Consider the following 13,598-nt stretch of genomic DNA (forward strand, 5'->3'; position numbering starts at 1 on the left):
GGCGGCTGATGTCGCGGTCAGCCGTCAGCCGAGGCGGCTGACGTCGCGGACCGCGCCCTTGTCGGCGCTGGTGGCCATCGCCGCGTAGGCGCGCAGGGCGGTGGACACCTTGCGCTCGCGGTTCTTCGGGGCGTAGACGCCGCCGAGCGCCTCGCGGCGGGCCGCCAACTCCTCCTCGCTCACCAGGAGTTCGATGGTGCGGCCGGGGATGTCGATGCGGATCCGGTCGCCGTCCCGGACCAGGGCGATGGTGCCGCCGGACGCCGCCTCGGGCGAGGCGTGGCCGATGGACAGGCCCGAGGTGCCGCCGGAGAAGCGGCCGTCGGTGACCAGCGCGCAGGCCTTGCCCAGGCCCCGGCCCTTGAGGAAGGAGGTGGGGTAGAGCATCTCCTGCATACCGGGGCCGCCCTTGGGGCCCTCGTAGCGGATGACGACCACGTCGCCCTCCTTGACCTGCTTGCCCAGGATCCGCTCGACGGCCTCCTCCTGGGATTCGCAGACCACGGCGGGGCCCTCGAAGGTCCAGATCGACTCGTCCACGCCCGCGGTCTTCACCACACAGCCGTCGACGGCCAGATTGCCCTTGAGGACGGCCAGCCCGCCGTCCTTGGAGTAGGCGTGCTCCAGGTCACGGATGCAGCCGCCGGCGGCGTCCGTGTCCAGCGTGTCCCAGCGCTCGGACTGCGAGAAGGCGGTGGCTGAGCGCTTGCAGCCGGGGGCCGCGTGCCACAGCTCGACGGCCTCGGCGGACGGCGAACCGCCGCGCACGTCCCAGGTCTTGAGCCAGTCGGCGAGCGAGGAGCTGTGCACGGAGTGGACGTCCTCGTTCAGCAGCCCGGCGCGGAACAGCTCGCCGAGGATCGCCGGGATGCCGCCCGCGCGGTGCACGTCCTCCATGTAGTACGTGCCGCCGGGGGCCACGTTCGGGGCGACCTTGGCCAGGCAGGGCACCCGGCGCGAGACCTCGTTGATGTCGTCGAGGTCGTAGTCGAGACCTGCCTCCTGGGCGGCGGCCAGCAGATGCAGGATCGTGTTGGTCGAGCCGCCCATGGCGATGTCGAGCGCCATGGCGTTGTCGAAGGCGGCGCGGGTGCCGATGGAGCGCGGCAGCACGGTCTCGTCGTCCTGCTCGTAGTGGCGCTTGGTGATGTCCACGACCGTACGGCCGGCGGTCTCGTAGAGCGCCCGGCGGGCGGTGTGGGTGGCCAGCACCGAGCCGTTGCCCGGCAGGGAGAGGCCGATCGCCTCGGTCAGGCAGTTCATCGAGTTGGCGGTGAACATGCCGGAACAGGAGCCGCAGGTCGGGCAGGCGTTGTTCTCGATGCGGAGGATGTCCTCGTCCGAGACGTTCTCGTTGACCGCGTCCGAGATCGCGTTGATCAGGTCCAGCTTGCGGACGGTGCCGTCGACGAGCGTGGCCCGGCCCGCCTCCATGGGGCCGCCGGAGACGAAGACGGTCGGGATGTTGAGCCGCATGGCGGCCATCAGCATCCCGGGCGTGATCTTGTCGCAGTTGGAGATGCAGATCAGCGCGTCGGCGCAGTGCGCCTCGACCATGTACTCCACGGAGTCGGCGATCAGGTCGCGGGAGGGGAGGCTGTAGAGCATCCCGCCGTGGCCCATGGCGATGCCGTCGTCCACCGCGATCGTGTTGAACTCGCGCGGAATGCCACCCGCCGCGTGGATCGCCTCGCTGACGATCCGGCCGACCGGCTGGAGGTGGGTGTGTCCGGGCACGAACTCGGTGAAGCTGTTGGCCACGGCGATGATCGGCTTGCCGAAGTCCTCGCGCGCTACGCCGGACGCCTGCATAAGGGCGCGGGCGCCCGCCATGTTGCGGCCATGGGTGACGGTGCGAGACCTCAGCTCGGGCACGGTGCTCGGCTCCCTCGTGATACGTGCGTCCTGCGAAGGGGACGCCCGGCAATGCGGATCGGAGTCTTCTGAGCCTACGCCTGTGTCCATGGATCCGGATGGTCCGTCCGGATCCAGAGACGGTGGGGTCACTGTGTGGAAGGACCCGGTCGGCTCTCGGTCAGCGCGGGGCGGTCGGGACCGGCCGGTCCGCGATCAGCTTTCGGTCAGGGCCGGGCGGTCGGGGCGGTCCCGTCCGCGATCAGCTCTCCGTCAGCGCAGGGCGGTCAGGACCGGCCCGTCCGCGATCAGCTCTCCGTCAGCGCCGGACGGTCAGGACCGGCCCGTCCGCGATCAGCTCTCCGTCAGCGCCGGACGGTCAGGACCGGCCCGTCCGCGATCAGCTCTCCGTCAGCGCCGGACGGTCAGGACCGGCCCGTCCGCGATCAGCTCTCGGTCAGATAGCGCTGCAGGGTGGGCCCCACCATGGCCACGATGTCATCGACCTCCGCCGAGGCCATCGGCTCCATCTGGATCACGTACCGCAGCATCGCGATCCCGATGAGGTGGCCGGCCGCGAGCTGGGCCCGGAACTCGGGGTTCGGGACGTCCAGCTCACCCGCCATCCGCAGCAGCACCCGGCGCTCGATCATGCCGCGCAGCACCACGGCCGCGGTCTCGTTGGTCAGCGCCGAGCGCATCACGGCGAGCAGCGGCAGCCGGCTGACGGGGTTCTCCCAGATGCCGAACATGAAGCGGGCCATCCGCTCGCCCGCGCCCTCCCGGCTGCCGTGCACCGCGTCCGGGGCGGCCATGGCGGGCGCGAAGATCAGCTCGATGGCCGCCTCGAAGACCTGCTCCTTGGTGCCGAAGTAGTGGTGGACCAGCGCCGGGTCCACCTCCGCGGCCTTGGCGATGCCGCGGATCGAGGTCTTGTCGTAGCCGCGCTCGGCGAACTCGTTGCGCGCCGCGGTCAGGATCCGATCGCGGGCGCCGGGGCCGTCGGGGACGCTCGTACGGGCCGGGCGGCCACGCTTGCGCGGGCCCGTGGCGGGCCCGGATGAGGCGGGGGTCACGACCCGGGCACCGCCCTGCTGGGCGGATTGGCCGAGGTCGGCGAGGCGAGATGCAGCCGGGTGAAGGCCAGGGCCTCCGCCAGGTCGGCCTCGCGCTCGGCGGTGGACATGGCCCGCCGGGTGTTGACCTCGACGACCACATTGCCGTCGAAACCGGTGGCCGCGAGCCGTTCCAGCAGCTCGGCGCAGGGCTGGGTGCCGCGCCCGGGCACCAGGTGCTCGTCCTTGTTGGAGCCCTGGCCGTCGGCGAGGTGGAGATGGGCCAGCCGGTCGCCCATGCGGTCCACCATCTCCATCGCGTCCGTACGGGCGGTGGCGGTGTGCGACAGGTCGATCGTGAAGTGGCGGTAGTCGTCCTGGGTGACGTCCCAGTCCGGGGCGTACGCCAGCATCTCGCGATCGCGATAGCGCCACGGGTACATGTTCTCGACCGCGAACCGCACATCGGTCTCATCGGCCATCCGCCAGATTCCGCTGACGAACTCGCGGGCGTAGGACCGCTGCCATCGAAACGGCGGGTGGACCACGACGGTGGACGCGTCGAGCTTCTCGGCCGCCGCTCTCGCCCGCTGCAGCTTGACCCACGGGTCGGTCGACCAGACCCGCTGGGTGATCAGCAGACAGGGAGCGTGCACGGCGAGGATCGGCACCTGGTGGTAGTCCGAGAGCCGACGCAGCGCCTCGATGTCCTGGCTGACCGGATCGGTCCACACCATGACCTCGACGCCGTCGTAGCCCAGGCGTGCCGCGATCTCGAAGGCCGTCGCCGTCGACTCCGGATAGACCGAGGCTGTGGACAGCGCGACCTTCGCATCCGGGATGCGCACCACTGGCTCTGTCACGAGGGACAGCGTACGGCGGCTGCTCTCCGCAGCCGAACCGCGGCGGCGCTTGCGGCTGAACGACCGCCGCTTTCCAGCCCGGCCACCAGGGCTTTCCGGCCCGGTCACCGCCACTTTCCGGCCCGGGCACCGGGGCTTTCCGATCCGGCCGCCACCGCTTTCCGGCCCGGACACCGGAGCTTCACGACCCGGGCGCCATCGCCACCCGGGCCGGGCGCCGGGGCATTCCGGCCCGGCCACTGGGGGCTTCCGGCCCGGGCGCCACCGCCATCCAGCCCCGCCACCGGAGCTTCACGACCCGGGCGCCACCGCTACCCGGACCGGGCGCCGGGGGTTTCGGCCCCGCCACCGGGGGCTTCCTCCCCGGCCGCCGCCGGTTTCCGGTCCGGCCACCGGGGCTTGCCGACCAGGGCGCCGCCGCTTTCCAGCTCCCGCCACCGGGGCTTTCCGGCCCGGGCGCCACCGCCTTCCAGCCCCGCTACCGGGGCTATCCGGCCCGCAGCCGGCACTCCCGGCCCCGGTGACGCTGCGTGGTCACATGGGCAAGTGGTCCAGGCGGCGCAGGATGACGCCCTCGCGCAGCGCCCACGGGCAGATCTCCAGCTGTTCCACGCCGAACAGATCCAGCGCGGCCTCCGCCACCAGCGCCCCGGCCGGGAGCTGTCCGGCCCGGCCCTCGGAGACGCCGGGCAGCGCGGCCCGTTCCTCGGTGGTCATGGCGGCCAGTTTCGGCACCCACTCCACCAGCGCCCGGCGGGTGAGCCGGCGCTCCACGTACGGCCCCTCGGCGGAGCGCGCGGCGCCGGTGATCCTGGCCAGTTGCTTGAAGGTCTTGGAGGTGGCCACCACATGGTCCGGCGTCCCATGACGGCTGAAATCGCCGACGCTCCGGGCGATCTCGGCCCGCACATGGCGCCGCAGGGCCCGTACCTCCGCCGGGTCGGGCGGGTCGCCGAGCAGCCAGGAACCGGTCAGCCGGCCGGCCCCCAGCGGCAGCGAGACCGCCGCGTCGGGCTCCTCGTCCATGCCGTACGCGATCTCCAGCGAGCCGCCGCCGATGTCCAGGACCAGCAGCTTCCCCGCGGACCAGCCGAACCAGCGGCGGGCGGCCAGAAAGGTGAGCCGCGCCTCGTCCGCGCCGCTGAGCACCTGGAGCCGCACACCGGTCGCCTCGGTGACCCGGGCCAGGACCTCATCGGCGTTGGACGCCTCGCGGACGGCGGAGGTCGCGAACGGCAGGACGTCCTCGACGCCCTTGTCCTCGGCCGCCTCCAGCGCCTCCTTGACCACCGTGATCAGGCGGTCGACGCCTTCGGGGCCGATGGCCCCGGCGCCGTCGAGGAGTTCGGCCAGCCGCAGCTCGGCCTTGTGCGAGTGCGCGGGCAGCGGGCGCGCGCCGGGGTGGGCGTCCATCACAAGCAGATGAACCGTATTCGAACCCACGTCGAGGACACCGAGTCTCATAGCGTGAACGCTACTGCTCCACCCTCGGTGTCATGCACAGGTCCCCCACCGATCGCGTGCGGTCGCGTGCGATCGCGTACGGCCGTGCGCTCGGGCGGCCGATCCCCTGCCGATCGATCGGCCGATCCCGGGCGCGCCCCGCGCCGCCGATCCCGGGCGCGGTCCCCACCTTCGGCTTTTGGCCGAGGGGCCTACCCTTGCACCGTGGCAAAGACGAAAAAGGCGAAGCAGGGCAAAAGCCGGAAGACCGCCCCGGAGTGGGCGGCCGAGGAGCCGATGCCGTCCGGGGCCGAGGATGCCGCGGCCGCCGGGGGCGCCGGGGCCGCCGCGGCCGCCGAGGACGAGGTCGGTCTGGACTTCGCCCGCGCATGGGTCGAATTCCCCGATCCGGCCGACGACGAGCAGTTCTTCCGATGCGATCTGACCTGGCTGACCTCCCGGTGGACCTGCATCTTCGGCCAGGGCTGCCAGGGCATCCAGGCGGGGCGGGCCAGCGACGGCTGCTGCACGCTGGGCGCGCACTTCTCCGACGAGGAGGACGAGGAGCGGGTCGGCCGCCATATGGCCCGGCTGACCCCGGAGATCTGGCAGTTCCACGATGTGGGGCACGCCTCGGGGTGGGTCCAGGAGGACGACGACGGCGAGCGGCAGACCCGGCGCCACAAGGGCTCGTGCATCTTCCAGAACCGGCCGGGCTTCGCGGGCGGCGCGGGCTGCGCCCTGCACATCCTGGCGCTGCGGGAGGGGCGCGAGCCGCTGGAGACCAAGCCGGACGTCTGCTGGCAGCTGCCGGTGCGCCGGTCCTACGACTGGATCGACCGCCCGGACGACACCCGGGTGCTGCGGGTCACCATCGCCGAGTACGACCGGCGCGGCTGGGGGCCGGGCGGCCACGATCTGCACTGGTGGTGCACGTCGGCCACGTCGGCGCACGGGGCCGGGGAGCCGGTGTTCCGGTCGTACCGGCCGGAACTCACGGAGCTGATGGGCAAGGCGGGATACGACCGGCTGGCCGAGCTGTGCGAGCAGCGGCTGGCGTCGTCGCTGCCGCTGGTGGCTCCGCATCCGGCGGATCCGGAGAGCTGACGGGGGCGGTCCGGCGGGCTGACGAGGGCGGTCCGACGGGCTGACGCGGACGGCCCTGCCGACCCAGCGCACCTGGGCGGTCCGGCCCGTCCGGCCCACCTGGCCGGTTCGGCGGTGCCCACCGTCAGCGCGGGCGGCCAGTGGGGTGGACTTCGTCACCGCCCATGCCCGGCGCGGCTACGTGGGTGTGCGGCGGATCTTTCCCCTACCCGCCCCTTCCCGAAACCGGGGCCCGGCCCCGGCCCCCGCCGGGGCTCCGCCCCTGGGCCCTGCTCCTCAAACGCCGGAGGGGCTGGATTGCATCGCCATGCGGCTCCGCCTCGTGGCTGCGGCTCCGCCAGCGGAGGCTGAGGACCAGGTCGCGGTGCGTGGGCTCCGCCCGCGTGACTGCGGCCGCCGCAGGGCAAGGGCCTCCGCCCCTGGACCGACCGGGGTCTGGGGCGGAGCCCCAGTTTCGGGAAGGGGCGGGGAGGGGAACAGCCCGCCGCAGCGGCGCCCGCGCCGCGGCGCGGCTCGTCGGACACCCCCTGGACCCGCCGGGCGGTCGCGGTGCGTGGGCTCCGCCCGCGTGACTGCGGCCGCCGCAGGGCAAGGGCCTCCGCCCCTGGACCGACCGGGGTCTGGGGCGGAGCCCCAGTTTCGGGAAGGGGCGGGGAGGGGAACAGCCCGCCGCAGCGGCGCCCGCGTCGCGGCGCGGCTCGTCGGACACCCCCTGGACCCGCCGGGCGGTCGCGGTGCGTGGGCTCCGCCCGCGTGACTGCGGCCGCCGTAGGGCAGGGCCTCCGCCCCTGGACCGACCGGGGTCTGGAGCGGAGCCCCAGTTTCGGGAAGGGGCGGGGAGGGGAACAGCCCGCCGCAGCGGCGCCCGCGTCGCGGCGCGGCTCGTCGGACACCCCCTGGACCCGCCGGTCGACGCCTCCGGGGTCGCCCGTCGGCTGATGGGGCCGGGCCCCGCGCCAGCGCCCCGCATCAGCGCCCCGCGCCAGCGCCCCGCGTCAACGCCCCGCGTCAACGCCCCGCGGCGGCCGAACCCGAGGGGGTGGGGGACGGGTCGGTCGGAGTTGGGGTCGGGTTGTCGGAGGGACCCGTGGGGGTGGGGGTGGGCTCGGGGGTGGCGCCGCGGCCCTCGATCAGCACCACCGCGCCCGCCGGGTCCACCGAGACCCGCGCGCTCCAGTGACCGGCCGGCTCCCGGCCATGGTCCACCGAGACCGTGATGGTCGTGGAGTCGCCGGGCCGCAGCACCCCGCCCGTGTGGTTCAGCTGGAGCCAGGACGCCCCGGCGGAGGCCGACCAGTGCACCGGTGAGCCGCCGGAGGCGGTGAGGGTGATGACCGTCACCTCGCCCTCGGGGTGCGCCGTGACCGTGAGCCGCCCCGGGCCGGGGGCGGGCCGGGACGGTCCTGAGCCGTCGCCGGGGCGGCCGCCGCCGGCCGGGGAGCCGTCCGGGCGGGACGCTTCGCCGCCCTTGCCCTTGTGCCCCGGACTCGCCACCGCGCCGTCGACGCCGATGACCTCGACCGACACATCCGACGCCCCGCGGCCCGCCTTGGCGCTCCGCGGGCCGGAGCCGATCTGGGTGCCGGAACGGTCCTGCGCGCTGCCGCCGCGCTCGTACGAGCCTCGGGCGGGCCGGTCCTGACCGGCCGGGGCCTGGTCCGTGCCGTCCACCTCGGCGGCGGCCACCGAGTCCGTGTCGCGCTCGTCACCGGCGAGCGGGGCGCCCCGGTAGGCGGCCCACAGGGCGAGCACCGGGGCCGCGACGACCGTCGCCACCACCGTCGTCGTCAGCGCGCGGCTGCGCATCCGGCTGCGGCGGGCGGCCCGGTCCTGGGGCTCCAGCGGGAAGCCGCGCCGGTCGAACCGCGGGCCGGCGCCCGCGCGGGCGGGGCGGCCGCTCAGCGCGCTCAGCAGCGCGGCGTGCACGGCGGCGCGGGGGGCCTCCACCACCGGCAGCGCGGCGGGCGCGGCCGCCGTACCGGGCCAGGGTCCGTCGGCCGTGGCCCGCTCGGCCATCCGGCGGCATTCGCGGCAGTCGTCCACATGGCGGACCAGCTCGCGGCGGAGAGCGGCGGAGAGCAGCACCTGGGTGTCGCCCGCGAGCCGCGCGACGACCGGGCAGTGGCCCAGCTCGACGACGGCGAGCGCGGCACGCGTGCGCTCCACCTCGCAGGCGGCGCTGGAGAGCAGGGCGCGGGTCTCCTCCTGGTCCTTGCCGAGCACGGCGGCCACCTCGGAGGCGCCCAGCCGATGGCGCACCGCGAGCTCGAGCGCCTCGCGCTGCTCGGCGGTGGTCCCGGCGGCCTCCGGCCAGGCCAGCGCGGCGAGTTCGCGACGGCGCTGGGCGGCGATGGGCTCGGGCAGCTCCGCCCCGGCGCCGTCGCCCGGGGTGTCCGTCCCCGTACGGCCGCGGCGCTCGGCCAGCTTGCGCAGACAGGCCCAGCGGGCGACGGCGTAGAGCCAGGGGCGGGACAGCTCGCCCTCCGCGGTGACCCGGCCCCGCCCCCGGCCGGGGCGGCGCTCGGCCACCGCCAGCACATCGCCCACCGCGACGGCGGCCGCGTCGTGCTCGCACAGCGCCGACAGGCAGTAGGTGAACAGGCCGTCGAGATACGGCTCGTAGCGTTCGGGCGGGCGCTGGGGGCGGGTGGTGGTGGAGCGGGGCGCACGGCGCCGCACCCGCTGTGCGCCGGTGGTCTGTGTCGAGTGCTCGGACCTGCTGCTCATCACCCGGCGACGGTAGGCGGATGATGCAGACTTCCTCGCGCCACTTGCACTGTTTTAACCCTTACGGGTGACCATCTCCCTCATAAGGGGACAGGTGTCCCCCTCCGCCGGCCGTAACCTGCTATGCGCCCCGCGCCCTCCGACAAGGCCGGGGAAGGGCCGCTGAGAGGGCGGCGAAAGGGCCCGTGAAGGGGCCTTCACCGCCGCCGTTCGGCTCTGTCGGTGGCCGACGCTAGCGTTACGGGCATGGCTGCCCGTAGCTCCTCCCGCTCATCCGCCAAGGACCGCCCCTCCTACCGCTGTACGGAGTGCGGCTGGACCACCGCCAAGTGGCTCGGCCGCTGCCCGGAGTGCCAGGCGTGGGGCACGGTCGAGGAGTACGGCGCGCCCGCGGTGCGCACCACCGCGCCCGGCCGGGTCACCTCGGCCGCCCTGCCCATCGGCCAGGTCGACGGCCGTCAGGCCACCGCGCGCGGCACGGGCGTGGACGAGCTGGACCGGGTGCTCGGCGGCGGCCTGGTTCCCGGCGCGGTCGTGCTGCTCGCCGGGGAGCCCGGGGTCGGCAAGTCCACGCTGCTGCTGGACGTGGCAGCCAAGGCCGCCTCCGAGGAGCACCGCACGCTCTACATCACCGGTGAGGAGTCGGCGAGTCAGGTGCGGCTGCGCGCCGACCGCATCGGCGCGCTGAGCGAGCATCTCTATCTCGCCGCCGAGACCGACCTCTCCGCGGTCCTGGGCCATCTCGACTCGGTCAAGCCCTCGCTGCTCGTCCTGGACTCGGTGCAGACCGTCGCCTCGCCCGAGATCGACGGCGCGCCCGGCGGGATGGCGCAGGTGCGCGAGGTGGCCGGGGCACTCATCCGCGCGTCCAAGGAGCGCGGTATGTCCACGCTGCTGGTGGGCCATGTCACCAAGGACGGCGCCATCGCGGGACCCCGGCTGCTGGAGCATCTGGTCGATGTCGTCCTGCAGTTCGAGGGCGACCGCCACGCCCGGCTGCGCCTGGTCCGCGGGGTGAAGAACCGCTACGGGGCGACGGACGAGGTCGGCTGCTTCGAGCTGCACGACGAGGGCATCACCGGGCTGGCCGACCCCTCCGGGCTGTTCCTCACCCGCCGCGACGAGCCGGTGCCCGGCACCTGTCTGACGGTCACCCTGGAGGGCCGCCGACCGCTGGTGGCCGAGGTGCAGGCGCTCACCGTCGACTCCCAGATCCCCTCCCCGCGCCGCACCACCTCCGGTCTGGAGACCTCCCGGGTCTCGATGATGCTGGCCGTCCTGGAGCAGCGCGGCCGGATCAGCGCGCTGGGCAAGCGGGATATCTACAGCGCCACGGTGGGCGGGGTGAAGCTGTCGGAGCCGGCCGCCGACCTCGCCGTGGCGCTCGCGCTGGCCAGCGCCGCCAGTGACACCCCGCTGCCCAAGAACCTGGTGGCGATCGGCGAGGTGGGGCTCGCGGGCGAGGTCCGGCGGGTCACCGGAGTGCAGCGGCGGCTGTCGGAGGCGGCCCGGCTCGGCTTCACCCACGCCCTGGTGCCGAGCGACCCGGGCCGGATCCCGGACGGAATGCGGGTGCTGGAGGTGGCGGACATCGGGGACGCGCTGCGGGTGCTGCCGCGGCGCCGCGAGCGCGGCGAAAAGGCGCGGGCGGACGCGGCGGAGGACCGCGGCTGAGGCGCGGAGGACCGTGGCCGAGGCGCGGAGGACCGTGGCCGAGAGGCGGACGACCGCGGCCGAGAGGCGGACGACCGCGGCCGAGAGGCGGACGACCGCGGCCGAGGTGACAGGCCGTGTGCGGTGGTGTGTGCTGGTGAGGGCGTACGCGAGGGGGCGGTGAGCCGGGTGGTGTGCGACACAGGGGGAGCCGCACTCCGCTTCACACCTACGGGCGTACGCCGGGAGACCCCACGGGAGGCCGGTGGCCGCCGGTAGACTTTGCCCTGGTCTCGCCCATACGTGGCCTCGCACACCGGCATGGCAGGGCGACTGGCGGCACCGACAGACCTTGCGACGGAGGAGTGCAGTGGCAGCAGGCGACCGGGCAACGGCACCCGGCAAGGCCGACGGTCTGATGCGTGCCTCCCTGAGCGCGGTCGCGCCCGGCACGGCCTTGCGCGACGGCCTCGAGCGCGTCCTCCGGGGAAACACCGGCGGGCTGATCGTGCTCGGCACCGACAAGACCGTCGAGTCGCTGTGCACCGGCGGCTTCGTGATCGACGTCGAGTTCACCGCGACCCGGCTGCGCGAGTTGTGCAAGCTGGACGGCGCGCTGGTCCTCGACAAGGACATCACCAAGATCGTGCGGGCGGGGGTGCAGCTGGTTCCGGACGCGGCGATCGCCACCGAGGAGACCGGCACCCGGCACCGCACCGCGCAGCGCGTCTCCATCCAGACCGGGTTCCCGGTGGTCTCCGTCAGCCAGTCGATGCGGCTGATCGCGCTGTATGTGGACGGCCAGCGGCGGGTCCTGGAGGACTCGGCGGCGATCCTCTCCCGCGCCAACCAGGCGCTGGCCACCCTGGAGCGGTACAAGCTCCGCCTCGACGAGGTCGCGGGCACGCTCTCGGCCCTGGAGATCGAGGACCTGGTCACCGTCCGGGATGTGAGCGCGGTCGCACAACGGCTGGAGATGGTCCGGCGCATCGCCACCGAGATCGCGGAGTACGTGGTCGAGCTGGGCACCGACGGCCGGCTGCTCTCCCTCCAGCTGGACGAGCTGATCGCGGGCGTGGAGCCCGAGCGCGAGCTGGTGGTGCGCGACTACGTCCCCGAGCCGACCGCCAAGCGCACCCGTACCGTGGCCGACGCGCTCGCCGAACTCGACCGGCTGACCCACACCGAGCTGCTCGAACTGCCCATCGTGGCCCGGGCGCTGGGGTACACCGGCTCGCCCGAGACCCTCGACTCGGCGGTCTCGCCGCGCGGTTTCCGGCTGCTGGCGAAGGTGCCGCGGCTTCCGGGCGCCATCATCGAGCGGCTGGTGGAGCATTTCGGGGGCCTGCAGAAGCTGTTGGCGGCGAGCGTGGACGATCTGCAGATGGTGGACGGGGTGGGGGAGGCTCGGGCGCGCTCGGTCCGCGAGGGGCTGTCGCGGCTGGCCGAGTCGTCCATCCTGGAGCGGTACGTCTAGGGTCTGCCGTTTGGGTTTGGGCGCCTGCGGCGGGTTGGTCCCCTACCCGCCCCTTCCCGAAACCGGGGCCGGCCCCCGGCCCCCGCCGGGGCTCCGCCCCGGACCCCGCTCCTCAAACGCCGGAGGGGCCGGATTGTGGGGCCCCGCCCCTGGACCCCGCTCCTCAAACGCCGGAGGGGCCGGGTTGTGGGGCTCCGCCCCTGGACCCCGGGGCCCGGGCCGGAGCCCTGCCACGCGGCGGAGCCGCATAGCGATGCCGCAGGAAGGGGCGAAGCCCCGACACGGGGTCCGGGACGAAGCCCCGGCGCGAGGCCTGAGGCAAAGCCCCGGCACGGGGTCTGGGACGAAGCCCCGACACGGGGTCTGGGACGAAGCCCCGACACGGGGTCTGGGACGAAGCCCCAGTTTCGGGAAGGGGCGGGGAGGGGATCAGCCCACCGCACCCCCCAGCTCAGTCCTTTTCGAGGACGAACGACACCTTGGCCGTCCCGAGGCCGTCCACCTTCACCTCGACCAGATACGTGCCGGGCTTGGCCGACGCGCTGCCCGACGGCGTGGCGCAGTGCTCGGCGCTGCGCTTGCGGTCCCACTCCACGGTGCGCTTGGTCTCGCCGGAGCCCTTCACCTCGACCAGCGCGCTGGCGCTGCCCTCCGGGCAGTCGCCGGAGGCCCAGACGTGGGCGTTCTTGGCGTCCGTGATGGTCAGCGAGGCAGCCGCGCGGCCGAAGTCGACCTTGCAGGAGCTCGACTTGGTGTTCTTCACGACGATCTCGAAGGTGGGCTTCTCGCCCGGCGCCCAGGCGTTCTTGACCTTGGAGTCCTTGACGCTGCGCACCGTCAACTCCGCGTCGCCGGGGCGGCAGTCCGGCAGGCTCGATCCGGCGGGCAGACCCGGTCCGGTCCCGGTGCCGATACCACCGCCACCCGCGCCACCGCCCGCGCCGCCACCCGAGGAGCCGCCGGAGCCACTGCCGCCGCCCGCGCCACCGCCGCTCGCGCCGCCGGTGCCGCCGTCGTCCGAGCCGCCACCGCTGCCGCCGGAGTCGCCGGAGCCCGAGCCGCCGTTGTCCGACTCGTCGCGCCCGCCCGGCCGTTCGCTGTTCACCGGCCCGGAGGAGGAGGGTCCCGGGGTGATCGTGCTGGCGGGTCCCCCGCCGCCCGACCCCTTGCCCTCGTCACTTCCGCCACCGCCCGAACCACCCCAGCCGAAGGCCCAGATGACCAGGAGCACGATGACGACGAGCAGGGCCAGCGCAACGATCCTCCGCCGCCAGTAAATGGAGGAGGGAAGCGGCCCGATCGGATTGCGCAGAGATCCCACGCGGAAACTCTACGAGAGATCGGGAGCTCTACCGGCCAATAACCCCCGCCCCGTTCCCTTCTTTTCTCATGATCCGACCGGATCCCGCACATGAGACC

At 74.0% G+C, this 13,598-nt stretch carries 9 protein-coding genes; 3 read left to right on the plus strand and 6 right to left on the minus strand.

Annotated features, from left to right (window positions below):
- Positions 1–24 precede the first annotated feature (24 nt).
- The 4 genes from ilvD to J8403_RS19810 all read right to left on the minus strand — a co-directional run bounded on the left by ilvD (position 25) and on the right by J8403_RS19810 (position 5,236).
- Positions 25–1,875, minus strand: coding sequence for a dihydroxy-acid dehydratase (ilvD, locus tag J8403_RS19795; protein ID WP_211124343.1), 1,851 nt, complete (start codon positions 1,873–1,875; stop codon positions 25–27).
- Between the two features lie 425 nt (positions 1,876–2,300).
- On the minus strand, positions 2,301–2,930 hold the full coding sequence (locus J8403_RS19800) for a TetR/AcrR family transcriptional regulator (RefSeq protein ID WP_211124344.1): 630 nt from the start codon (positions 2,928–2,930) through the stop codon (positions 2,301–2,303).
- Positions 2,927–3,772, minus strand: coding sequence for a sugar phosphate isomerase/epimerase family protein (locus J8403_RS19805; RefSeq protein WP_211124345.1), 846 nt, complete (start codon positions 3,770–3,772; stop codon positions 2,927–2,929). Before J8403_RS19805 ends, J8403_RS19800 begins: the two co-directional genes overlap by 4 nt.
- Before the next feature lie 534 nt (positions 3,773–4,306).
- On the minus strand, positions 4,307–5,236 hold the full coding sequence (locus J8403_RS19810) for a Ppx/GppA family phosphatase (RefSeq protein ID WP_211124346.1): 930 nt from the start codon (positions 5,234–5,236) through the stop codon (positions 4,307–4,309).
- Positions 5,237–5,440: 204 nt separating this feature from the next.
- Here J8403_RS19810 and J8403_RS19815 point away from each other — a divergent pair, with 204 nt between their 5' ends.
- Positions 5,441–6,322 (plus strand): DUF3109 family protein, encoded by an 882-nt coding sequence (locus J8403_RS19815; RefSeq protein ID WP_211124347.1) that lies wholly within the window; start codon positions 5,441–5,443, stop codon positions 6,320–6,322.
- Between the two features lie 1,008 nt (positions 6,323–7,330).
- Here J8403_RS19815 and J8403_RS19820 read toward each other — a convergent pair.
- Positions 7,331–9,049, minus strand: coding sequence for a BACON domain-containing protein (locus tag J8403_RS19820; protein WP_211124348.1), 1,719 nt, complete (start codon positions 9,047–9,049; stop codon positions 7,331–7,333).
- A 246-nt stretch (positions 9,050–9,295) separates the two neighbouring features.
- On the opposite strand from J8403_RS19820, the gene radA reads away from it, so the two are divergent.
- Complete coding sequence (gene radA / locus J8403_RS19825) at positions 9,296–10,723, plus strand: DNA repair protein RadA (protein ID WP_211124349.1); 1,428 nt, start codon at positions 9,296–9,298, stop codon at positions 10,721–10,723.
- Positions 10,724–11,120: 397 nt separating this feature from the next.
- Complete coding sequence (disA, locus tag J8403_RS19830; RefSeq protein WP_050993876.1) at positions 11,121–12,179, plus strand: DNA integrity scanning diadenylate cyclase DisA; 1,059 nt, start codon at positions 11,121–11,123, stop codon at positions 12,177–12,179.
- Positions 12,180–12,630: 451 nt separating this feature from the next.
- Here the strand turns inward: disA and J8403_RS19835 are convergent, their stop codons facing one another.
- Entirely contained in the window at positions 12,631–13,500 is an 870-nt protein-coding gene (locus J8403_RS19835) for a hypothetical protein (protein WP_211128725.1), read from the minus strand.
- Positions 13,501–13,598 lie beyond the last annotated feature (98 nt).

The sequence above is a fragment of the Streptomyces yatensis genome (assembly GCF_018069625.1).
Classification (GTDB): domain Bacteria; phylum Actinomycetota; class Actinomycetes; order Streptomycetales; family Streptomycetaceae; genus Streptomyces; species Streptomyces yatensis.